Source organism: Candidatus Dedyshia acidiphila (genome assembly GCF_051025295.1).
Classification (GTDB): domain Bacteria; phylum Acidobacteriota; class Terriglobia; order Terriglobales; family Acidobacteriaceae; genus KBS-83.
In genome coordinates, this window is sequence record NZ_JBMGJV010000004.1 from 63,510 (window position 1) to 87,902 (window position 24,393).

The 24,393-nt window shown below is 60.4% G+C and carries 14 protein-coding genes; 7 read left to right on the top strand and 7 right to left on the bottom strand.

Annotation, left to right across the window (positions count from 1 at the left end):
- The first annotated feature begins 211 nt into the window (after positions 1 to 211).
- Both AC5IJH_RS02865 and AC5IJH_RS02870 read left to right on the top strand, forming a co-directional pair.
- Entirely contained in the window at positions 212 to 4,567 is a 4,356-nt protein-coding gene (locus AC5IJH_RS02865) for a putative Ig domain-containing protein (protein ID WP_491901285.1), read from the top strand.
- Positions 4,568 to 4,698: 131 nt separating this feature from the next.
- Positions 4,699 to 5,940, top strand: a complete 1,242-nt coding sequence (locus AC5IJH_RS02870) for a PP2C family protein-serine/threonine phosphatase (protein ID WP_491901286.1) — start codon at positions 4,699 to 4,701, stop codon at positions 5,938 to 5,940.
- An 8-nt stretch (positions 5,941 to 5,948) separates the two neighbouring features.
- Here AC5IJH_RS02870 and AC5IJH_RS02875 read toward each other — a convergent pair whose 3' ends face one another.
- The 6 genes from AC5IJH_RS02875 to AC5IJH_RS02900 all read right to left on the bottom strand — a co-directional run bounded on the left by AC5IJH_RS02875 (position 5,949) and on the right by AC5IJH_RS02900 (position 16,329).
- Positions 5,949 to 6,767, bottom strand: coding sequence for an MBL fold metallo-hydrolase (locus AC5IJH_RS02875; protein WP_491901287.1), 819 nt, complete (start codon positions 6,765 to 6,767; stop codon positions 5,949 to 5,951).
- A 161-nt stretch (positions 6,768 to 6,928) separates the two neighbouring features.
- Complete coding sequence (locus tag AC5IJH_RS02880; protein WP_491901288.1) at positions 6,929 to 7,903, bottom strand: tetratricopeptide repeat protein; 975 nt, start codon at positions 7,901 to 7,903, stop codon at positions 6,929 to 6,931.
- Positions 7,903 to 9,861 carry a CRTAC1 family protein gene (locus AC5IJH_RS02885; protein ID WP_491901289.1) on the bottom strand — a complete coding sequence of 653 codons (1,959 nt, stop codon included), beginning with the start codon at positions 9,859 to 9,861 and terminating at the stop codon, positions 7,903 to 7,905. Before AC5IJH_RS02885 ends, AC5IJH_RS02880 begins: the two co-directional genes overlap by 1 nt.
- Entirely contained in the window at positions 9,827 to 11,026 is a 1,200-nt protein-coding gene (locus tag AC5IJH_RS02890; protein ID WP_491901290.1) for a tetratricopeptide repeat protein, read from the bottom strand. The genes AC5IJH_RS02885 and AC5IJH_RS02890 overlap by 35 nt, the downstream gene beginning before the upstream one ends.
- A gap of 85 nt (positions 11,027 to 11,111) precedes the next feature.
- Entirely contained in the window at positions 11,112 to 14,648 is a 3,537-nt protein-coding gene (locus tag AC5IJH_RS02895; protein ID WP_491901291.1) for a carboxypeptidase-like regulatory domain-containing protein, read from the bottom strand.
- A 526-nt stretch (positions 14,649 to 15,174) separates the two neighbouring features.
- A complete protein-coding gene (locus AC5IJH_RS02900) occupies positions 15,175 to 16,329 on the bottom strand; it encodes an L-rhamnose/proton symporter RhaT (RefSeq protein WP_491901292.1) in 1,155 nt (384 codons plus the stop codon).
- 127 nt (positions 16,330 to 16,456) lie between these two features.
- Between AC5IJH_RS02900 and AC5IJH_RS02905 the strand changes: the two genes are divergently transcribed.
- From AC5IJH_RS02905 to AC5IJH_RS02925, 5 genes are read left to right on the top strand one after another with little or no spacing between them, the layout of a single operon-like run.
- Positions 16,457 to 16,804: a hypothetical protein gene (locus tag AC5IJH_RS02905; protein ID WP_491901293.1), complete on the top strand. Its 348-nt coding sequence runs from the start codon at positions 16,457 to 16,459 to the stop codon at positions 16,802 to 16,804.
- A gap of 8 nt (positions 16,805 to 16,812) precedes the next feature.
- Positions 16,813 to 18,243, top strand: a complete 1,431-nt coding sequence (locus tag AC5IJH_RS02910; protein WP_491901294.1) for a rhamnulokinase — start codon at positions 16,813 to 16,815, stop codon at positions 18,241 to 18,243.
- Position 18,244: 1 nt separating this feature from the next.
- On the top strand, positions 18,245 to 18,979 hold the full coding sequence (locus AC5IJH_RS02915; protein WP_491901295.1) for a (Fe-S)-binding protein: 735 nt from the start codon (positions 18,245 to 18,247) through the stop codon (positions 18,977 to 18,979).
- Entirely contained in the window at positions 18,976 to 20,427 is a 1,452-nt protein-coding gene (locus AC5IJH_RS02920; RefSeq protein ID WP_491901296.1) for a LutB/LldF family L-lactate oxidation iron-sulfur protein, read from the top strand. The genes AC5IJH_RS02915 and AC5IJH_RS02920 overlap by 4 nt, the downstream gene beginning before the upstream one ends.
- The gene (locus AC5IJH_RS02925; RefSeq protein ID WP_491901297.1) at positions 20,424 to 21,053 is read left to right on the top strand and encodes a LutC/YkgG family protein; all 630 of its coding nucleotides are present in this window, start codon (positions 20,424 to 20,426) and stop codon (positions 21,051 to 21,053) included. Before AC5IJH_RS02920 ends, AC5IJH_RS02925 begins: the two co-directional genes overlap by 4 nt.
- A 1,183-nt stretch (positions 21,054 to 22,236) precedes the next feature.
- Here AC5IJH_RS02925 and AC5IJH_RS02930 read toward each other — a convergent pair.
- The gene (locus tag AC5IJH_RS02930; RefSeq protein WP_491901298.1) at positions 22,237 to 24,339 is read right to left on the bottom strand and encodes a beta-N-acetylhexosaminidase; all 2,103 of its coding nucleotides are present in this window, start codon (positions 24,337 to 24,339) and stop codon (positions 22,237 to 22,239) included.
- Positions 24,340 to 24,393 lie beyond the last annotated feature (54 nt).

Here is a 24,393-nt window from a genome sequence, read left to right on the forward strand (position 1 = left end):
GTTTGCAGACAGCGCGCAATATCTTGCAGTCGCCTGCTGTTCGCAAGCGGGACGAATACAAAGTAGATATGTGAATTTAGTCGAGGTTGACGCAGATGGCGATTGACAAAGCTCTAGCCAAGTTCTGACACTCAGATAACCCCCCTCGGCCCCTGCACTGAATCAAGCCTCGCTCCAATCCTGGAGCAGCGGCAAATCTATGGGTGAAATCATGCGTCGTTTGCTGTCCCTTCTCGTTCTGCCTGCCATTCTCGTCCTGCCAGTCTTCCGCGCCTTTTCGCAAACCGCAGGCCAGAACATCAACATGGTGTCCGGCACTACGTTGCCCGGAGGAGACCCGTATCTGCAGCGCCAGAACGAGCCGTCCATTGCAGCATCATCCCGCAACGCCGCGAGACTGATGGCCGGTGCGAATGACTACCGCACGGTGGACATTGCGGCGCCAGCGGGCGTGACCGATGAGACGGGCGATGCGTGGCTGGGCGTGTTCAAGTCCTTCGACGGGGGCGCCACGTGGCAGAGCACATTGCTGCCCGGGTATCCGCAGGACACGACGGCAGTGGGTCTCGCCTCTCCGTTACACGGCTTCAGCACAGGAGCGGATCCGCTGGTGCGGGCGGGCACGAACGGGCTGTTCTACTACAGCGGCATCGTCTTCAATCGCGGCACCAATCAGGGTGAGGTGTTCGTGTCACGCTTCATCGACCTGGCGAACAAGGAGAATGGCGATCCCATTCAGTACCTTGACGCTGCAGTGATCGACGGCGGCACCTCTGGACAATTTCTCGACAAGCCATGGCTTGCCGTTGATGTGCCGCGTGGTTCCGCCACATGCACCATCTCGACCAAGCAGGATGGTAAGACCGTCACGCAGACCATCCCGGCAGGAAACGTCTACATCGGCTACAGCGCGTTCGTAGGCGGCACCAACAACACGCACACCCAGATTCTGGTGGCGCGATCGACCGATTGCGGGCAGACCTGGACCAAGCCCACCAAGCTTTCCGAGAGCTACCAGGTCAATCAGGGGACCTCGATCGCGATCGACCCGACGAATGGGACGGTTTACGTCGCCTGGCGCCAGTTTTCGAGCACGAATACCCCGAATGCGGTTCTGGTAGCCAAATCGACGGATGGCGGCAATTCGTTTTCAAAGGTGACCACGGTCCAGTCGCTTCCTGACTTCAACCTGGCGACACCGGCCACGCCGGCTTTCTTCGATCAGGGTATTTCGAGCACGATGTTTCGCAGCAATGCCTACCCCACTCTCGGGGTGGATGGCAGCGGCGTCGTGTACCTGGCCTGGTCGCAACGCGGCGTCAATGGCAATGCCGATGCGCGCATCGTGCTCTCTACGTCGTCGAACGGCGTGAACTGGAGCGCTCCTACCCCGATTGACAACACCGCGATCATCGATACTGCGGGCACCAGCTTCACCCACGGCAGCCAGCTGATGCCGAGCCTCACTGTAGCCGGCGGCAAGGTGATGGTCCTCTACTACGATCAGCGCGAGGATCACACTGTCGGTCAGTACTCGCTGCTCAGGACTCCGGCGAACGACCTCTTCTACAGCGAAACCAGGGTGCCGATCTCGGGCGATGGCGGAACGCCGGATGCGTCCACCGCTATCTTCACGCCGTTCATCTCGGACGCCGGGCTCGGCACGCGCCACACGCTCGATGTACGCGTCAGCCAAGCGGACACCAGCCGTTCACCGCTCTTTCAATCTGCGTACGTCTCGCACTATCAGTTCGGCGTCTTCGACGGCCAGTCCAGCATGGATACCTCGCTGCACCAGTTCCAGTTGAATCCGCCCAACCTTCCGATGTTCCAGGGCGGCACCGTGCCGTTCATGGGCGACTATATCGAGATCGGCAATCGCGCCTTCCTGTCTCCGGCTGAGGCGAACAGCAACAACTGGCAGTTCAACGTTGGCACGAGCGGAAGCTCCGTCGGTTTCGCCTCCTGGACGTCGAATCAGGACGTTCGCCCGCCGGCGAACGGTGATTGGCAGCTGACCAACCCTGCCTGCCAGGTCGCTCCACTGGACGGATCACGCAATCAGAATATCTACTTCAGCCGCATCAGCCAGGGCTTCTCGTTCCTGGCGCCACAGCAGAACAAGCCACTGCGGACCGACCTGCAGCGCGCTTTCGTGCTCGACCTATTCAACTCAACCGACCAGCAGCACAGCTTCGCGCTCACTCTCCCGGCTCAACCTGCTGGAAACGGCTGGGCATCGTTCGTCGTTGCACCAACGCCGCTATCCAATCCGCTTCCCAGCGCTACGACGACGATCCATGTCACCCTTGCGCCGCGCTCGGGTGCAACGCGTAGCGTGTTCGCGCTCTCGACCAACGCAACGGCTCCGATCCAGGTGCGAGCGATTGAGATTCCGAATCCGGGTGCAGCCTCCGTCGCGGGCACGGCGCTCAGTGGGTTCATCGTTCTCAATGGCGATTCCACTGTTCCACCCCTAGTCAACCCCGATTCCGCCCCGGGTTTGCCCGGTATTCAGACGCTTGAGCTCTATACGCCAAACATCTCGAATCCGAATATCTCTAACCCCAATATCTCCAATGTCAACTTGGCCAACCCGAATATTTCCAACCCGAATATCTCCAATCCGAACATTTCCAATCCCAACATCTCCAATCCGAATATCTCCAATCCGAATATCTCTAACCCCAACATCTCCAATCCGAATATTTCCAATCCAAATATCTCGAATCCGAATATCTCCAACCAGAGCATTTCGAACACGGCCGTGAGCGACATCAACTACACGGTGACGAACAATGGCAACACGAACACGGGGTACCAGGTCAGGCTGGTTCAGTTGGCGTCTGTGCCGGGCAGTCCCAAGCTGCAGCTCATTCTGAGCCGCAACTACAACACTCCTGTCAGCCTGGGCTGCCAGTTGCTGCAGGAGAGTACGAATATCCCGATCGCGAACGTGGTCAACCCGACCACGATCAGCCCCAGCGATGTCGGTAGCAACACGTCCAACCTGCAAGATCCGGAGCAAAACCCGACTCTGCACCTCGCACCGGGCGAATCAGCAGTGATCACGATCCGCGGGTTCGTCGAGCAAAGCGAGATGCAGGGCATTTCCGATGCGATCGTGCCTGCCGTACTGGCTGAGGGACTGAGCGGGTCCGGCAATGCCGTGGCTCCACTTCGACTCTTGTCCCAGACGTTCAACTACATCCTGCAAGGGGAGCAGCACTCGTTCACGCTGACGCCCTTCGGCGGAACCGCACCCTATGTATGGTCTCCCGTGAGCCTGCCGGCGGGTTTCCTGCTCGATCCCGCGACCGGCACCGTAACCGTACCGTCGAATACCCCGGCCGGCCTGTATACCTTCTCCGTTCAGATCAAGGACGCAACCGGGGCCACCGCTATCCAGTCCTATTCGATCCTGGTCGTCGCGCCCCTGCAGATCACCACAAAGACACTGCCCGACGGCATCGCGGCGTCGCAGAACTACAGGACCAGCCTGGCTTCGACGGGCGGCACCAGCCCAGTAAGCTGGTCCGTTACGACCGGGCACACGCTTCCGACCGGCCTCGCTCTCTCCTCGTCAGGTGGCCTGGCCAGCAATGGGACGGCTCTCGTCGCAGGGAGCTACGACGTCTACGTGACGGTGACTGACAGCACTCCGGGCACCCCGCTGACCGCTTCGACAAAGCTGACGCTCCGCGTCAATCAGTTGCTGAGTGTCTCCTTCTCCTCTCTGCCAGACGCCGTCATTGGAGCCTTCTATGACGCCCCTCTCACATCAACGGGTGGCGTGACACCGTACGTCTGGTCCGTGTCGGGCAATCTGCCGGCTGGTCTGGCGCTGGGCACCTACAACAATGTGCCCGCGATCTACGGCACCCCTACAGCAGCGGTGAGCACCACCTTCACCTTGACGGTGCAGGACGCATCGAGCCCGAATCAGAGCGCGTCGTCCCTGCAAACAATCCGCGTGTCCAGCCCCCTGTCGATTACAACCGCCAGTCTGCCGAACGGAAGCGGCGGATCGGCCTACAACGCTGCGCTGGCAGCTACGGGCGGTCAACCGCCGCTGACCTGGTCAGTCTCGTCGGGCAGCTTGCCGGCTGGGCTAGCCTTGAACGCGACGACAGGCGCTCTCAGCGGAACACCGACGGGCTCCGGCAGCTTCCCGTTCACGGTGACAGTCCGGGATGCGAGCACACCGGCGCAGACCGCTTCGCACGCTTACACCCTCGTGATCACCCAACAGCTCACCTTGATCTTCACGGCCCAGCCAAGCAACTCGTCACCGGGCAGCCAGATCACCCCATCCATCAAGGTGCAGGTGCTCACAGCGAGCGGAGCGAACGTGCCGAACGCGACCGTGACCCTGACCATCGAGAGCAATCCGGGAGGATCGACCCTCACAGGATCCACAGTCGCTACGACCAGCAACAAAGGGATTGCGCTGTTTCCCAGTAACACGCTGAACAACTCGGGCGTTAACTACACGCTGCGAGCTACAGCAATCACCAGCACGGGCGCGACCGGCACAGTCGTCTCTGCTCCATTCTCGGTCCGGTAGGATTCCAGGGCCGCCCGATTGGTTCGGGCGGCTCTTGAACTCCTCCCGAGAATGGGTCAGGCTGCATCGCTCAACAAACTTGCCCATCGGCCACGTCCGTGGGACAGTGGAGCACAGGAATCCAGCCCTCCATGCAGGACACGTCAAGCTCTGATCGAATTACGCGCGCCATCTTCGAGCATGCGGCTGGTATCAGCCGTGAGCGCGATATTGCCGGCATCATCCGACTGAATGCGGACTTTGCGCGAGATCTGTCCGGAGCCGACCGGTGCAGCCTGTGGCTACTGGACCAGGAAGCTCACGAGCTCTGGACGAAGGTCGCGCATGGTGTCGAGCAGATACGCATCCCGGAAGGCCAAGGGCTGGTTGGCGCTTGCGTGCAGACGGATCAGGTAATCCTGGTAAACGATACGGCGAACGAAGGACGGCTGCTGCGCCGCGTGGACCAGTCGAGCGGCTATCGGACGGAGCAGGTGCTTTGCGTGCCTCTACGCACGGAAGGCCGCGTGATAGGCGCGCTGCAGCTGCTGAACAAGCCGAGCGGCTTCACCCCCGATGATGCGGAGTTGATGGGCCTGCTCGCGCACTTTGCAGCGAGCGCGATCGAGAGCGAGCGGCTGCGCCAGGATGCTGAAGGGGCGCGACTGCTGCGGCACGAGATCGACCTTGCGCGCGACGTACAGACACAACTTCTTCCCGTGCTCGAAGAGGAGATCGCAGGCATTGAATGCCACGGCTTCTGCCGCCCGGCCAAGATGGTGGGCGGCGATTACTATGACCTCATCCCATCCGAGAGCGGCTCGTTCGCCTTCACACTGGGCGACGTGTCTGGCAAAGGAATTCCCGCTGCAGTGATGATGGCGAGTATCCAGACACTGCTACGCAGCCTGCTTGAACGCGATGTGGAAGATCTTGCTGGCCTGATGAGCAGCCTCAATCGCACGCTGTATGCCAGTTCGACGCCGGACCGCTACTCGACTCTCTTCTGTGGCGTGATCAGTCGCGATCGTCGCGATCTACGCTACGTGAACGCAGGTCACATTCCGCCGCTGCTGTTGCACACGGACGGCTCGCTCGAGCCGGTGGAAGGAGGCGGGCTGCCGGTCGGCATGGTGCCGCAGTGGAGCTACGAGCAGCACAGGGTCGCGCTTGAGCCTGGCGACATGCTGGTCGTCGTTTCCGATGGCATCATGGAAGTCCGCGACCGCGAAGGAGAGTTCTGGGATGAGGCCTGCGTGTCGGCTGCGGTGCGCGAGCACGGCGCGAGGTCTGTGCCTGAGCTGTCGCAAAAGCTGTGTGCCCTGGCCGACCAGTACGCCAACGGGGCGGATCAGTACGACGACATGACTGTGGTCGCTGTGCGCGTCTCCTGACGCCTGCATCAGCTGAGTTCGACCGTCTCCCCTTCCACAGCAAGATCCGTCGCCGGAAATTCGCAGCGCGCCTCTGCCAGGATGCGCTCGAGTGCCACATCGTCGTGCGTCGGATGATGATGAAACAGGATCAGCCGCCCGACGCCTGCGCGACGTGCTACCTCGGTCGCATGCAGCCAGTGCGTGTGGCCCCATCCTCTATGCTGCTCATACTCTTCCGGCGTGTACTGGGCATCGCAGACCAGCACATCTGCACCCACTGCGGCACGGACGAGCGACGCATCGCATTCCGGGTCGCCATGCTCATGATCGGTGGCGAAGACGAACGACCTTCGGCGGCAGTCCAGGCGATAGCCCACCGATCCCTGTGGGTGATGCAGGGGGAAGTTCGTCACCCGCGTTGTGCCGAAGTGAAGCTCCCGGCCCGCCACGCAAACAAACCGCCTGGCTGCAGGCAAGGTGGAGAGGCGAATGGGATAGTACGGGGGAGCCATTTGTGCTTCGAGGATCTTCGACGTCCGCTCCGGCGCACTCGCGGCATAAATGGTGATTGAGTGATCTGGAGAGTACAGTGGCGCGAAAAATGGAAGCCCCTGGATATGATCCCAGTGAAAATGTGTCAGAAATAAGTGCAAATTCAGAGGGCGCCCCTCGGCTGCGGATAGGAGGGTTGCGCCGAGCTGCCGTGCACCGCTGCCAGCGTCGAAGATCAGCGTCTCGCCAGAGTCGAGTTCTACCTGGAGGCACGGTGTATTGCCACCCACGCCAGCATTCCATGGATCGGGAGTGGGCAGAGCGCCGCGAACCCCCCAGAACTTGACCAGCATCCGGTATCGCCCTTTCCTCAGAAGCTGGCTTTTAGCAGAATGGAGCGAGTGTGACAGGCTGCGGTAGGCGCGTCAATAACCATAGACAGCTCTGAGCTGGCCGCAAGCGCTCAGCGTTCATTACGGTCACAGAACATGACATAGGTCCCAGATAGCTGGGCTTAGTGCCTCGTCTGTGGCGCCGGCCGGAATGGATTGGGCACTTCGGTCGACGAGTGCGTGCCGTTCAATCGCGCACACACTGCAAATTCCGCGTCCGCCTGCTGAGTTAACCCACGGCGGCGGTAGACCTGGCCCAGCTTGAAATGCAGCGCCGAGGCGGATGGTGCGAGGTGCGTCGCTTGCTCGAGCTCACGTTGAGCATTCGCCAGATCGCCTTTTCCTTCGTACGCGCGCGCCAGCCGCTCGTGAATCGTCGCATTTTCCGGCGCGAGGCTGGCAGCGCGTGTGAGCGCCTGCACAGCGCCTTCGGTATCTTTTTCTGTGGCCAGGAGATCACCAAGGTTGAGGTAGGGCTGCGCGTCTGTCGGCTGAGCGCCTTGCCATGCAACCGCAAGCTGGAAGGCTTTCTTCGCATCCTGCGTTCGCCCGAGCCCCTGGTAGGAAAGCCCGAGATTGTCCTCGGCTGCCACATCCTGCGGCCGCAGGGATAGCACGTGCTCGAAGCTGGCGATGGCCTCCTCGAAGCGATTCTCGTTGTATTTCGTGCGCCCAAGCAGATACCAGGCTTCCGCGTCCTGCGGCCTCTCCGTTGTTACGGCCGTGAACCACTTATCCGCATCGGCGAAGTCGTTGAGCAACACGTAGTCCGAAGCGACAGCTCGCAGGTCTTCAGCGCTCGGCCGCTGGTACTTCGCGCCTGCAGTGTAGGCATCCAGCGACTCGCGCGGCTTCTGCTGCCGCAAGAACACGTAGCCCAACAGGAAATGAGCTTCCGCTTCGGAGGGGTGCTGGACGAGATAGCGGGAGAGAGCTGCTTCCGCCTCAGGCAGTTGCCCTGCCTGCACCATGGAGCGAATACTGTTGAGCGAATTATCCGCTGGTGCAGAGGTCTGTTGGGCGAGCGCCGCTGAAGCGAGCAGCAGAATGCACGCTGCTCTGCTGAAGAGCATCAGGCAATCACGTTTGAAGCGCATCACTTCTTCTTCTCTGGGGCAGCGCGATGCGTGCTGGCGGTTGCGTCGTGGGCAGCTGGCGAACAGGTCGGGCAGAGCTCGCCAGTGATGCCATGCCCCTGCTCGACCGTGTAGATCCGATCCACTGCCGGCAAGGTGAGCTTCTCAATGAGACCGCCGGGCCAGCGTATCTCGACCGCGTCCACGTGTGCAGCATCGCCAAGCCCAAAGTGCACGCGTGGATCGTTCGACGAAGCGAAGCTGCCGCCGCTCAGCACGTCTCCGTGTTGTCGAGCTTTTTCCGTCGTCACCCAAACGCTTGCACCCGTCGCATCGCGTGGCGCACCAGCGCCGCCGACGAGCCGGAATTCGACCCAATGGTGCCGATCCGCACTGACATTGCGCAACAGAGTGGGCGAAACATCAAGGTTGTTCAGGACGACATCAACCTTGCCGTCGTTGAATAAGTCCCCATAGGCTGCTCCGCGCGCCGGGATCACCGAGGCCAAGCCGGTTCCCTGCACTGCGGGCACAAGCGAGAATCGGCCCTCGCCAAGGTTCCGAAGGAGCAGCGGGCGCTCAGCGAAGCTGGTCCCCCAATCATTCTGATCGACCTGGCGGTACACATGCCCACTTGCAAGGAAGATGTCCTTCCATCCGTCGTTGTCGTAATCGAAGAAGCCGTTCCCCCAGCTCAAGAATGGAATCGTGTCTTTTGCAACGCCGGATTCGTAACTCACGTCTGTAAAGTTTAGGTCTCCGTCATTGCGGTAGAGCACCTTGTAATCATCAGAGAAGTCGCTGTTCAGGATGTCCAGCCGCCCTGCATTGCGAATGTCACCCACGGCGATACCCATGCTTGCCGTTTCGCGTCCATCGTGATTCACGGCATAGCCGGATTCGAAGCTGAGATCTTCGAACGTGCCATCACCCTTGTTGCCGTACAGATAGTTGGGTGTAGAGTCATCCGCGACCAATAGTTCCGGCCGGCCGTCGTCATTCAGGTCGACGAACAACGAGGTCAGCCCGTAGTAGCCAGGCTTATCCGACACCCCGGCTTTGTCGCTCACATCTGTGAACCTGCCATTGCCGTCGTTGTGAAAGAGGTGATCGTGCTCACCACGCAGTCCGCGTGGTCCGCAGAAAACACTCGCACCCCGATATTGACAGTAGTTCGAGACGACCGCATTCGATCCGGCCACAGGAGGATTTCTGAAGTCGTACACCGTGTACCCGGGCACAAACAGGTCGAGCTTCCCGTCACCGTCGTAGTCACCAAAGGTCGGCCCCGTGGACCAGCCGCCCAGCGCGACGCCCGCCGACTCTGCTATGTCCGTGAACGTGCCGTCATGGTTGTTGTGAAAGAGTCGGTTTTTCCCCACGTTGGTGACGTACAGATCCGGCCAGCCATCATTGTCGTAGTCCGCAGCCGCGACACCAACACCCCAGCGATCATTTTGAACGCCTGCTTTTGCCGACACATTCGTGAAGGTACCGTCATGATTATTGTGGAATAGCGCGGCGTGCGGCGGCTCGGCGTGTCCATTCATCGCGTCATAGGTCATGCCGTTGACCAGGTAGATGTCGAGCCATCCGTCCCTGTCGTAGTCAAGCAGAGCCACGCCACCTCCAAGCGACTCCACGATCAAGCTTTTCTCCGGTGAGCCGCCTCGATAGCGCCATGCCGCAAGACCCGCTTCACTGGAAGCGTCTTTGAACACGGTCGGTCCCGTCTCGACGAAGCCGCCAGCCGTAATCGGCCGATGCTTCGCATCGTGCACTGGCGCATAGACGCCCCCCGTGCTGGCGCCCCCGGCAGGAGCAGGCGCCTGCTGCGCGCTGCAAAGAGCAGCCGCGACACACACCCACACAAGCGATGTTCGTACGAACCAACGCCTCGGCTCTTCGCGTGATGAGAGCAGGACGCGCCGCTGCCAACACTGCTTAGTGAGCACCGCTCTTGATGTCGATCGATTCATTCGCTTGTGCGGCAACGTGTTCGCTCGCCTCCCGCTGCAGGCGGCCATAGGTGTGCATCTCCTCCTGCGCGGCAGCCGCCTTGCCCTGGGCGCGGTAGACCGAAGCGAGCAGGAAGTGGATCGAAGGCTCGCGCGGCGAGTCTTTTTCTGCGAGTTCGAGGTCAGGCAAAGCCTCACTGTGTCGGTTGAGTTTCACAAGAGCCCTTGCCCGCTCCACGCGCGCCTGCATCAGCCGAGGGCACAGCGTCACAGCCTGGTTCAGTTGAGACAGCGCATCCTCGGGTGGACCGTTCTGCTCAAGGATGGTGTTGCCCAGCTTCCAGTGAGCGGTGCAGTTATTGGGATCGTGCGCCAGACCTGCCTCAAACTCTGTCTTGGCTGAATCCCATTTGCTAAGCGCCCAATACGCGTTCGCCATGTGCAGATGCGGCGACGATCGATCCGGCGCCAGGTCCACGGCCTTCTTGTATTCGACGAGCGCGCCATCGTAGTTCTTCATGCTCTCGTCGATCTCTCCCGTCACTTCGTGAGCCACGACTGAGTTGGGATCGATCTCATTGATCTTCGTGAGTGATTCTTCGGACAACTGCAGATACGTATTTCCAAGCAGATACCAAGCCTCCTGGTCGCGCGGATTCTGCGTTGTGTACGCCTTCAGCAAGGTGATCGCCTGATCGTACTTGCGCTCACGGATCAGGACCTTGGCCATCGAGACCTGCACGAGTGCATCCTGCGGATTGGCATTGAGAGCGACCTGCAGCGGCGCCTCGGCCTTCTCGGCCTCACCGAGTTCGAGATAACTCATCCCCAGCATGGCCGAGGCGGTCGGCATCTGCGGGTTCAGCTTGAGGCCGGTAGCCAGCGTGTCGGCCGCATGGCTGTAGTCGTGCCGATTGAAGTAGAGGCGCCCGAGATTGTTGTAAGCCGCTGCCAGGTGCGGCGCGAGACGAATCATCGAACGATACTTCGCAATTGCTGTGGTCTCGTCGCCCTGCTTTTGCGCCGCCTGTGCGTCGGCGTACAGCCGCTGCACCTCCGGTGTGACCTCGTCGTCCTGCGCGTGAGCGGAACGCCACGCAGCTGTCGGGAGGGCCGTCGCAAGCAGAAGAAGTGCAAGGGGAGCGACTCTGGAGCGCATTGTGATGCGGCCAGGGATGAGCATCATGACACCGAATTATAGAGCGGCAGCAAAGAGAAGGCCGGACTGATTTACCAGTCCGGCCAGTTGTCCCAGGGAGGGCAACGCTGACTTAGAACTCGATTCGGAACTGCACCTGTCCCTGTCGGTTGCTGTTGCTCTGGTTATGGTTCGTCAGTTGACCGAAGGTGCTGTCGCTTCTGTTAGTGTCCGGGCCGTTGAGGATTGCACGGTTGAACAGGTTGAAGTAATCGACCTGCAGGATGCCCTGAAAGCGCTCACCGAAGTAGAAGTGCTTACGGACGTTGGCGTCCTCGTTGTAATACGCCGGGTTGCGCAATTCCGAATAGTTCCGCTTGGCATTGCCCAGGACGTATTGCGACGGAGTGGCCACGAAGGCGTCCGTGTTGAAGACCTGCGGGTTGGTCTTGGTGTTTGGGTACTGAACGAGCGCCTTCTTCTGGCTGCTGGCAGAGAAGGTCTTCAGCCCCACGCCGGGCACACGGTTTGGCCTGTTGAAGCCATTCGGGAAGGGCGTTCCGTTTTCGTTCACACCGAAGGCGGTGCCCGATTCGTAGTCCAGAATCCAGCCCACCTGCCAGCCACCCAGCAGCTGGCCGGTCACCCCGTGATTGTTGAAGTGCGCCTTGCCAGGTCCAATCGGCAGCTCGTAAGTACCGCTGACCTTCAGGGTCTGGGGTTCGTCCGAGTTTGACACTGCCCACTCGGCGCTCTGGTTGTACTTGTTGATCCCGCCTGCGGTGAAGCTGCTGAATCCGCTGCTGGTGTTGTCCATCAGCCGCGAGAGCGTGTAACCCGCGAGGAACGAGAGGCCGTTGGTGAACCGCTTCTCTGCCTGGAACTGCAGAGACTGGTAATAGGTCGTACCAGAGGATTCGAAGTTGTTCTGAATGTTGGAGTACTGCGGGTACGGCACCAGCGACTGAGCGACAGTAGCCGAACCACCAAAGTCGTTGACGAAGTTGGCGTATGGAAGCGTGAAACCCTCCGATTGGGCGCAGCCGCTCTGGAAGCTATCAGTCAGGACAGAGCCGTTGACATTGTCGGAGCAGGTGCTGATCACACTACCATACTGACTGAGATACTTGGGATCCAGCTGGTTGATCGGGTTCAGATTGCTAGGCAGGTGGATCACACGGTTGCCGACCCACGCTACCTGCAAGAAGGTGCTCCACGGCAGCTCGCGCTGCACGTTGAAGTTCCACTGCTGACTATATGGAGCGTAGCCGTAGGTTTTGCTGAGCGCGTGGATTGTGTTGCCCACGCCAAGCCCCGGGCTGAATGGAGTGGGCGCAGGGTTGGGCAGCTGATTCGCATCCCAACTGCCGAATGAAGAGGTGTTGTTGCCAGTGCTGTTGCGGCTGAACGAACCGACGAGCAGGTTGCCGTAATTCACGGCCACCTTATTGGTTCCGTACTCGTAGGCGCCTCCGTTCAGGAAAGCGATCGAGAATCCGGCCTGCACCACGGTTTTGTTGTTGATCTGGTACGCGAGGCCGAGGCGGGGGCCAAGGTGACCGTAGTGGATGTCCGCTCTGTCGTAACCAGCGCAGCCGGTGCAGGAACCCAGCCTGGTCGCCGCTCCGGCACGCCCATCCGCTGCCGGATTCAAGCCAGGGTGATTCGGATCAAAGAACACAACGAGGTTGTGGTTCTCAGTGAAAGGCGCCTGGATGTCCCAACGCAGGCCGACGTTCAGCGTCAACTTCGGCGTGAGCTTGATGTCATCCTGGATATAGGGAGAGATTGCGAAGTTCCGCAGACGCAACTCTTGCGAGTTGCTGCGATTTGCGGAGTTTGGCAGGCCCAGCAGGTAACTTGCAAATGCGCTGCCCGTATTGTCCAAATTGCTCGGATCTGCCGTCTGCTTCTGGCTGAAGTTAAACTGACCACCGGCTGTCTGCTCTTCGTTGTCGTCCTGATAGGAGCGGCGGAATTCTCCACCGATATTGAACGTGTTCCGTCCCTTGCTCCATAGGTAGTTGTTGACGATCGCGATGCCCAGCTTGCGGTTGATCGACTGCAGCCATGCGCCATCAGTACCCCAATTGGTGAGCTGGTGATTACCGTCGAAGGTGATATTCGGAGGAATGACACCCTGCTGAACGGCCGGGAAGCTGAACTTGGTCTGGTTGAACTGATTGTTAACTTCGCCGATCCAGCCGAAGCCGGCCGTCATGACGAGGTTGGAGGTCAGCGTGTTGTTGTAGGTCAGCAGAAAACCGCTGCCCTTGGCCGGCTCAAATTTTTGGCTGTTCAGCGGGTTGGGTGAAAGCACGAAGTCCCGATTCGGATTCCCATCGAAGCTGTAGTTGCTAAACGTATTCCGCCATTGGCTATAGTGCAGACTCTGGCGTGCGTTCAGGTTCTGATCGATGGTGAAGCCCCACACGTGCTGAATGTGTGGGTTGATGAACGGTGCGTAGCTGCGGTTCGAATCAAGGCCGGGGCGATCTGGATCGGGGAGGTACTGCAGAAGAGAGGCCGAGGTTGGGCTGATACGACCCATCGGAATCACATTGCCGGGGAACTGCTGGCCGGTGAGCGGATCGAAGATCGGGATGACATTACCGCTATCATCGACGAAGTCACCGAAATCTCCGGTCTTCTCCCGTGCGGTCGGCACTGTGTTTGCCGCAGTGGCCAGGCTGTTCTGCTTGTACCACTCCTGGCTGTAGTGGAAAAAAGTCTTGTCCCTGCCGTTGTAGACCTTCGGGATCCAGACCGGACCGCCAACGGTAAAGCCGTAGTTGTTCTCGTGATCCGTAGGGATCCCGGGATGGGACGTCCAGTACTTGTTGTTGAAGAAGCCCGTGGAGTCGAAGAAGCTGTTGCGATTGATCTCAAACAGATCGCCGTGGAACTTGTTTGTCCCTGAGGCCATCTGGTAGGTCAATGCGCCCTGACCGAGGCCGAACTGCGCGGAAAAGGTCGAACGTTCGACGCGGAACTCCGAGACCATCTCGAACGGCGGGTTGAAGTTCGTCGTGTAGCCTTCGGTCTCCGGCTGCGGCGCAGGGATGCCGTTGTAAAGAATCTCCTGCTCGAAGTCGACACCGCCACCAATGCGATGCGAGAACGTGCTGCCCGTGGTGCCGGGCGCGAGGAACTGCAGCTGATCGATTTGACGGCCGCGGCCGCTCACCTGGTTTGGCAGCGACGCGACGACCTCAGGCTCGATCGTCGATCCAAGCTGCGGGGCGGTGGTGTTCAGCGCGATCGGGTTCGCCGTGATCTCGACCGTTTCATTGGCAGCGCCGTTCGGCAAGGTAAAGTTGATGGTCGAGATCACTGTGACTTCGACATTCACCTTGTTCTGCACGGAGCGCTTGAAGCCGGTCTTCTCGACGGCCACGTCATAAACGCCGGGCGTAAGACCCGTGAACGAGTAGGTACCCGCGCCGGTCGTGACGGTGTGGTTCTTGACCGCGGTGCCTTCGTTGGTGATGGTGACGCCCGCGTCGGGGATCACGGCGCCGGACTGATCTGTCACGGTTCCAGTGATGCCGGCGTTCGCCTGTGCAAGCGCCGTGCGTCCAGCAAGAAGCAGGAGGCACAGGGCAAGGACGTAATAAGCGCGTGCCAGGACAGACGAGCGCCTGCCGCGTTCAGGGTAGTGGGTGTTCACAATGGCCTCCTCAAAACAGCGCAGTGGGACAAAACGATTCCAGCGTTGCGGCAGTTGACTGGCTGCCTGCGAAACGCAGCATTTGTGTGTGTGTTAACGCTCACACAACTGGCTGGCGAAAACCCTAAGTCTGGCCCGATCTTGTTGTCAAGTGAATTCGCCAAACCCGCCCCAGCGTTCCCTCCCCAGCCATCGGTGTCCCCACGTCGGATCGTTCCAGGACCGCTTCCCGCAGTGTGTAGCTCCGCGGGCAGACGACTCTTTTTCCTCCTGTGGCGCCCATGGAAAGCAGCACGTCCGAGTGCCCGATTCGGCTGTTGAGGTTCCCGCGAAACTCTCCGTCGAGACCCCTCGCCCGGATGGCCGAGGCGACTGGCAAGAAGCCTGCTGGATGCTTAGGGAAGATCGAGGATTCGCAGTTCCGATTGACGTGAACGACGGCCCTTCATGCTGGCCATGTACCAGTTCCCGGCTCTGCGCCCGGATAGACCGTGGGCAACGAAGGTCTGATGTGGAAGGCGTGGCGCTATTTTGCCTGCAAGAGGTTTCCATACCCGACGATGATGGTCGACAGAATGAGCAAGAAAAGCCCTGACCCAACCAGAGTCCGGGTCCGTCGACTTGTGTCCCGCCATTCATGCAGTGCGATGCCCCACAGAGTGGCGAAGATGATGATGCTGGCCATGTGCAGAGTCCAACTTGAGAAGTCGTATTGCCCCATCTTCGTCTGCCCCATGGAGTAGAAGAAGAACTGGAAGTACCAGATCACCCCGGCAAGGCTCGCAAGCAGATAGTTCCGCAGAAGCACGTCAGGCGGAATACGTGATGCCTGCTGGGGATCGCGCCTGTCTGCTTCCATCCTGGTCTCGCCCGTTGCCACAGTGCTGCCCATGGGGTTCGATCCGGGAGCGCCAAGAAACTGCGCTGCCGATCTGTTCCGGATGATGAGCACGGCCGACCAGATGAAGTTTGTGATGAACCCTCCCCAGAGAACGACAACAAGCACAGGAAGATTCTGCCAGAGGGCCGGGCGATGCTGAGCCAGGAGCGCACTGCGCGTCAGCGCAGCCAGGGGCTTTCCTGCTGCAAGGCCGTACGCAAAGCAGGAACTCATGACGCCGGCAAAGATCGCAACGGCCAGGCCCTTGCCAAACGAGAAGTCGCGCTCACCCAGGGCGGCTTTATCGACTGCCGAGACTTCCCTTTCCTTGGAGTATCCGGCCATGCCATTGACGGCAATCGCGAGAAGGCACACTGCCACTCCCAGCAGGATCATGCGACCGCCGCTCTGATGAGCGATGGTGACGATCTGCCCGCTGACCAGCGGAGGCATCAGTGTTCCGAAGGCCGTGCAGAAACCCAGCGCAATCGCATACCCGAGCGCGATGCCGAGATAGCGGATCGCCAGACCAAACGTGAGGCCGCCGACGCCCCATAGAATGCCCCAGAAGATCGCGGTCTTGACCACACTTGGCGGAGCGGCCCCGAGCAATGACGAGAGGTGCGGCACAAAGATCGACCCGAGAACCAGCGGCGCGACAATCCACGCGGCGAAGCCCTGAATGATCCAGTAGATCTCCCACGACCAGCGCTGGATGGGCCGGAACGGAATGAAGTTGCTCGCGGATGCTAAGCCGCCGATCCAGTGATACATCACGCCGAGCAGAGGATTGGTTCCCAAGAGTGCACCTCAGGCCCAGATGTCGACGCAAGCGCCATGTCCGAACCGCTGAACATCGTAGCCCACGGGTGAACGCAATCCTAAAAGAACCCTCTACTGAATATCGGTCGACGCGTCTACACTCTCCATGCTGCAAGCAGCGAGGCTCAGGAGAACGAGCGACGTGGACGACGCCTTAGGAAAGCTCGACGGCTTCCTCATCGAAACCATCCTGCGGATTGCAAACATCACGATGGTTCCGCGTGACCGCGTATGCGCCTTGCTCGCGAAGTGCAACATACACTTCGAGGAGTGTATGAGCGACGCTCCGCTGCATGAAGGGCTGGTCCCCTTTTACGCCGAACTAGCTTTGACACAAACAGCCATCAAACACCGCATGTGCGCGGTGACCATTCTGTTTCTTGCGGGACCGGAAGCGCCGTACACCGGCGGTCACGCCATCCCCGTCGATGGCGATGGGGTTTTTCTCCGGTGAGCCCGAGCATGCGCAACAGCGAACTGCCTGCGATCGTAGCGATCGACCTGGGCGCGGAGAGTTGCCGCGTCTCGACGCTTGAGTGGATTGGCGAGACCCCTCGAGTCCAGCTTGTGCACCGCTTTCCGAATGCACCGGTTTCCCTGGGCCACTCTCTGGTGTGGGACCTTGACCGGATCCTGCTTGAACTGCGCGCCGGCGTGACGCGCTGCGCTGAACAGGTCTCGTCGAAAATCGCTTCGATCGGCGTCGATGGATGGGCCGTTGATTATGTTCGGCTGGATAGCCATGGGTCGCCACTACATGCGCCATTTTGTTATCGCGATCCGCGCACCGAGGTGATTGCGATTCAGCTGCAAAGGCGCTGTTCGAACGTGGACTTGTTCGCGCTCAGCGGCGTTCAGCCGCAGCGTATCAATACTCTCTTTCAGCTGCTCGCGGACGAGGCCTCGGGCCTGTCGCCATCCACACCATGGGTCACACTACCCGAGTACGTGCTCATGACACTCGGCGGCCAACGTGTGGCCGAATACACGAACGCGACTCACACGGGGCTGGTCGATCCGAAGCGCCGGACCTGGAGTCGCGAGCTGTTCGAGATCAGCGGCCTGGACAGCAGCGCCCCGCCCACGATGGTCGATACAGGCACCGACATCGGCATGCTCTCCGCCACATTCAGCGACATGGCGGCGCTTCGCGGAACGCGGCTAATAGCAACGGCCTGTCATGACACGGCTTCCGCCGTCGCCGGTATTCCGCTCGGCGGCGACGGCTGGGCGTACATCAGTTCGGGAACGTGGTCGCTGGTCGGCACGCTGCTGGATGAAAGCATCATCACAACCGACGCACAGGTAGCCGGCTTCACCAATCTGGGCGCCGCTGGCAATCGCATCTGTTTCCATCGCAACGTGAATGGCATGTGGATGCTACGCCAGGTGATCCAGCAGCTTTCTTCACCAGGTGGCACGTGGTCCATGGCTGAACTTCTGGCTGCGTGCGAAACGCTGGATCCACCTGAACACCTGCTGGATGTCGATGATCCCGCCTTGCTGCTGCCGCATAACATGGCGGAGCACATCAATGCGCAACGGCGTGCACGTGGGGCATCCCCCATCGACGAGACGAGCCGGTCTGTGCCCGCGTTCGCCAGCCTGATCTTTCACAGCCTGGCCGCACGATACGCGGAGGTTTTGAGCGATCTGCAGCGTATCGCTGGGAAACGCATGAAACGGCTTGCGATCGTCGGCGGAGGAAGTCAGAACAAGCTGCTTAACCAGCTGACGCAACAGGCGACCGGGCTGGAGGTCGTTTGTGGAGTGGCCGAAAGCTCAACGATCGGGAATTTCGCCGTACAGCTCGCAACCCTGGAAGGGCACCAGAACTCCCGTGAGAGAATCGCCCACTGGGCCAACGTCCTTACCGCTCCGGACGAGTGTTGATATGCGCATCTCGCTTTTTGTCGCTTGCTATAACGACACACTGTTTCCGAGTACAGGCAAGGCCGTGGTTTCGCTGCTCGAGCGCCTCGGGCATACGGTGGACTTCCCACTGCAGCAAACATGCTGCGGGCAGATGCACTTCAACACCGGCTACTGGCAAGAGGCGTACCCGATTGCGAAGCGGTTCATGGATGTGTTTCGCGACGCTGAGGCCGTTTGCATTCCATCCTCCTCCTGCGTTGCCATGATTCGTGACGCGTACCTAACACTGGCTGAACGCAACCACGATGCACGCATGCAGGAAGACCTCGCAGCCGTCTTACCGCGCGTGCATGAGTTCACAGAATTGCTTGTGGACCGGCTCCATGTGGAGGATGTGGGCGCCTACTTCCCTCATCGTGTGACTTATCACCCGAGTTGTCATAGCCTTCGCAGTCTCTGCCTGGGCGACAAGCCGATGCGGCTGCTGCGCAAGGTGCGCGGCCTGGAGCTCGTCGAGCTGGAGAACGCCGACCGCTGCTGCGGTTTCGGCGGCACGTTCGCAATAAAGAACGCCGAGGTCTCGACTGCCATGCTGGGGGACAAAGTGCGCGCGGTGCAGAACACGCGGGCGGAGTACTGCACTGCCTGCGACAACTCCTGCCTGATGCACATGGAAGGCATGCTGCACCGGCAGTTCGCCGGTGTGCAAACCGTACACATCGCAGAGCTGCTCGCTTCCGTGGCGCCGCATTGAGTCTTGTTCAGTTGAACTCGCGCGGCACCGACTCCTTCCCAGAGGCTGCGGCCATTCTCTTGCGCGAGTCGCAGCTACGGAAGAACGTGGCGCACGCCACCGATGTGATCCAGAGCAAACGCGCCGCGCTAGTGGCTGAGAAGCAGGACTGGTCGGCGCTTCGTGATGCGGGCGCGGCCATTCGCGATGAGAGCCTGCGGAGGCTGGATGTCTACCTGCAGCAGTTTGAGCAGAACTGCATCGCGGCCGGCGGCGTGGTGCACTGGGCAGCCGATGCTGCCGAAGCACAGCAGATCGTCCTCGGGCTACTCCGCGAACAGCACGTCGACGAAGTTCTCAAGATCAAGTCGATGACTTCGGGAGAGATCGGACTCAACGAGTGGCTCGAGCGGCACGGAATCCAGGCGCACGAGACCGATCTGGCGGAGCTGATTCTTCAGCTTAGCCGGGATCAGCCTTCGCACATCGTCGTTCCGGCGCTGCACAAGAACCGGCAGCAGATTCGCGATCTGTTTGCCCGCGCCATGAACCTGCCCGATCTTTCCGACGATCCCCATGCACTTGCAGCGGCAGCGCGCGACTATCTTCGTGAGAAGTTCCTGCGCGTGAAGACGACCATCTGTGGAGCCAACTTCCTGATCGCGGAGACGGGCGGCATCTGCATCGTGGAGTCTGAAGGCAACGGGCGCATGTGCCTGACGCTCCCCGACACGGTCATCGCGATCGCCGGCATCGAGAAGGTCATCCCGCGTCTGATTGACCTCGGAGTTCTGCTGCAGACGCTGCCGCGCTCTGCGACGGGTGAACGAATGAACCCCTACAACTCTGTCTGGAATGGCGTCATTCCCGGCGATGGTCCGAAGCGCCTCCACGTCATTCTTCTCGACAACGGTCGCAGCGGCATTCTGGGCGACGCACTGGGTCGACAGACACTACGCTGCATCCGCTGTGGCGCATGCCAGAATGCCTGCCCGGTCTACCGGCAGACCGGCGGACATGCTTACCAGTCGGTGTATGGCGGTCCCATCGGCGCGATCCTCACACCGCAGCTGCTTCACTTGCAACATGGGCAGTCGTTGCCGTACGCCTCGTCCCTTTGCGGAGCGTGTTACGAGGTCTGCCCGGTTAAGATCAACATCCCAGAAGTCCTTACGTATCTCCGGTCACGTGTCGTGCGCCAGGGCGGCGGCAAGCTGCGCTCCGTCTTCGATCAAGAACGGATTGGCATGAAGGTGCTGGCCAGAACCTTTCTTGCGCAGCGACGTTTCGAATTTGCGCAGCACATGGCCAGGACAGCGCAGTCGCCGTTTGTGAAGCGTGACGGATATATTCATTCGCTGCCCGGAATGGCCGGCCGATGGACCCTCTCACGGGACCTGCGTGCGCTACCGTCTCAAACCTTTCGAGAGTGGTGGACGGCCAGGCAGCACGGGGGTTCATCGGTGTGAGCCGCGAGACCGTCCTCAAAAATATCTCGACCGCGATGCAAACAGGAGCAAGCGATGCGCAAGGTCCTCACCATGCACCGATTGCCACGCCGTCCCACGCAGCAGAGGAGGTCACGGCTCTCTTTATTGAGCGGTTGGAGGAGTATGAAGCACGGGTTTTCCGCGCCTCACCCCTCGATCTGCGTGCAACGATCGCGCACGTCCTGCACGAGTCTGGAAAGACACGCATGCTAGTTCCACCTGAAATACCGGCAGAGTGGCTGGAGCCTTCAGTCTGTTGGGTGATCGACCAGTGTCTTCCAAACGATGAAATCGAGTCGTTCGACGGGGTGTTGACCTCGGCCACTGCCGGTGTCGCGGAATCCGGCAGCATCGTTCTGCGGCATGGCCCATCGGAAGGCCGTCGTGTCCTGACCTTGCTGCCCGATTACCATCTCTGCGTTCTCATGACATCGCAGATCGCTCCGTCCTTGCCCGCCTGTATGACCCTGCTCGCGCAAGAGAAGAGCCTTCCCATCACGTTCATCTCAGGGCCTTCCGCCACCGCCGACATCGAAATGACGCGCATCAAGGGCGTTCATGGGCCGCGTTTCCTCGATGTTGTTCTGGTCCGCGATTACCCCTGAGCGGCAGCTTGCGAGCTGGCACTCGGGCCCGCTTGCGCGCAGGCAGTCACGGGAAACCGAGCCGCCATTGATGTTGGCCTGCAGCGAGTAGCTATAGATCACCCCTGGCCCGACCGTCGAGTCCTGAACTCCCCCGAGACCGCTGGCTGTCGGCGCAAAGGATGCGCTGCTGAATGCGCAGTATCGTACGTGACCGATGCTGAGAGCGGGCTGTCGGCGGACGCTCCGGTCGCCTTCGTCGTCAAGTTCACAGTCAACCGTTTGCAGTCGCGGTGACCGAGCTGCCAGCCACGGACTGGATCGCGCTCGCTAGAGCGGCGGCGATTGCAGCACTGCCTTAATTGTGTCCGAAGCTAACGGTCGCGACCTGACCTTCAACGCTCGCCCTGGCGGACCCGGAGTCATAGACCGTGTAAAGAGATCATGAGCCCAGTCAGAGTGCCGCCTGACGAAGTCGCCTTGAAGTCTGGCGTACTGTGGCAGAGCTTACTGCAGCCGCCTTCTGCGATCGTCGCAGAAGGCGAGAGTGCATCGTTCGCAGCCAGACCGGTGGCAAGGCTCGTTGTGCTGATGGTCGTGCCAGACAAGGTGGCGCTCACAGGTGTGCCACTGGCATTCAGCCCATTCGTGAGCGCCTGAGCTACAGTGATTGATGTGCTGCCTTGGAAATGTTGGTACTTGCTGTGAAGCCGTTGACCGTGAATGGCGACGGTGCCGCCGTCGTTGGCAAAGCGGCTGCTCGTGGGTGTGCTGCCAATCTGGGTAGGCGGCCTCGGAACCGGAGATCGTCGCGGGATCCGGTCCGCTGGTCGCGACACCTGCACCTAAGTGCTTTGCTCTGAGCCTCCGATTGGATGCTGCCGGTTGCCGCTGTGGGAGGAAACGGTCGCTAGACCATTATCAGTTCCCGACAGGACACGTTGCCGGCTGTCGTAGGTAAGAGACCGTGATGGCAGCCTCGTCCTTCGAGAAGGTAGGGTGGCCCTTACTCGCGCATACAGAGGCAGCCTTTGAAGCTCTACTTGCTTTCAGACGATCCTCTGTCCAGCTTTCGTACGCTGCTCGCCGGCCCTCTGCGACTCGGAAGTAATGCACAGCTCAACGGCCTGATGAGAGCGGAGGCTTCGTCGAACCGGTGGGAGTTGATTTGGGGGGGCTCGCTACAGGTTTCACCTCAAGGCACTCACTGAGATAGGGCCTGGGTCACCAGGACTTCGATAGAGGGGATGGCCTGGTCTAGCAAAACTGCCCTTGGTGCTTCCATTTGCCTTAGCTCCTGCAGATCGTCATTCGCTGTTGATCGGGGAAGAGTGGCCTTTCGTGCCAGCGCGTCGAGAGCTCCGAGTCCGATCGTCGCAGCGCGGCTGAGATCGCGAGAGACCGGAACAAGCTCTGCCGTCAGCGCAGACTTTGGCAATACCGGCTGGAGCGTGCGGTTGTTCTCAGACCACTGCGTCAGCCGACGCCGTGCATCCTCAAAGTCGCCCTCGCTCGCTTGTCCCGCCGCGATCCGGCGGACCACGAGCGAGAAGTCCCGAGCCTCCCTGCTCTCTGCTGGGATTGCGTCGACTAATCGGTTCAGCGGTGTGTAGGCGGTGTAGCTCCGCAGTTCTTCACGCTTGTACTCCTTCGGCGGCTCGACCACGCTTGCGAGCACACCCAAGGCCACAAGGTCGTTCCCGACGACGAGCCGTTGAAAGGGCGGCCGGTCGAGGAAGCTAGGCTGGCTTCCGTACCAGGCGAGATTCTGTTCGAAGAGGTCGAGCCGGCGGTACATCGATGCGACGTCGGTGTCCGATTGCAGAGACCACAACCGCTCTGCCACAGCTGCGGCTCGCGGCCAAACACGCGTGGTGAGAATCTCAGGTGTCAAAAACTCCGTCCATTCCGCGGCTTCCCCGCCCACGATACGTGCCTTTTCCTGTGGCGTGAGCTGCGCTGCGGACTTGTCCAGCGGATCAACGGCAAAGTGCCGGGACGCTGGTTCATTCAGATCGAGGTAATAGCCCCATGACAGTAGTCCACGATTGCCGGCGCGTGCAGCCTGCGCGAGCGAATCCTGCCCTCGCCACGACTGAATGACGACATCCTTGGGCGTGCCCGGCTGCAACACCTCATCCCATCCAACAGTCACCTTCCCATGCTGAGTCACGAGTCGTTGCACGCGGCCGGTGAAGTAGGCCTGGAGCGCTGCGTTGTCCTTTAGATTGTGCGCGCGCATGAATTGCTGAATGCGGGGGTTTGCGTCCCACTCCTTGCCGTTGCACTCGTCTCCACCGATATGGAAATACGCATCGGGAAATAGAGCCGCCATCTCGCCGATGAAGGCATCGAGAAAGGTGTATGTGCTCTCCCGGGTCGGATCCATGGCAGGGTCGAAGATTCCCCATTTACGGATGATCTCGTAGGGTCCATGCCCGCTCGCCAGGTCGGGATACCCAACGAACCATGAGGTGGCATGTCCGGGCATGTCGAACTCAGGGATCACGCGAATGCCGCGGTCGTGCGCATACGCCAGGATGCCGCGAACCTCTTCTTGCGTGTAGTACTGCCCGTCGGACCCTTCCTCCTGCAGCAGCGGGTAGCGACGGCTCTCGATACGAAAGCCCTGGTCTTCGCTCAGGTGCCAGTGGAAGACGTTCAGCTTGGCCGCCTCCATCAGGTCCAAGTTCTGGCGAATGACATCGAGTGGCATGAAATGCCGACCGACGTCGATCATCAGACCGCGCCACGGAAATCGCGGACTGTCATCGATGCGCACGCCTTCGATCACGTAGCCCTGGGGCGCGTTCCGTACGAGCTGCAGCAGCGTCTGTAAGCCGTGCAACGTACCAAGAGACGTTGGCGCGCTGAGCTCGATCGCGTTTGCGGCCACGACAAGGCGGTAAGACTCGTCTTCGCCGAGCTCCTGCACAGGTTTTCCTGAAGCAGTTGTGCGTATCACCAGCTTCGGAGTCGCCGCAGTCGGTTGTGGAAAGCGAGCTATCCCTGTTCGCCTCTGCAACTGGAGAAGGAAGCGGTCACGTGCGCGGTCCAGTCGAGCATCTTGGAATCCCTCGAATACCACCTGCAAGCCACCGTCGATCGGCACCTCACCGGACCCAGCGACGACTGTCACCGGCAGGGGCATAAGAGTGGACTGCTGGTCGGCAGCATTTGCCGGAAGGCATGCGGCCATCAGGAGCGTCACGCTGAGTGCGCGTCCCCAGGCGGTCATGAAACGTCTTGGGAGCAAGGAAAGCTTGCGCGCGATCAGCGGATCGGCGTGGGTCATCTTCAGAAACATCCAATCCTCTTGGTGATGAGAAGGAGCAAAGCCGCGGCACTCGATGGCGCGCGG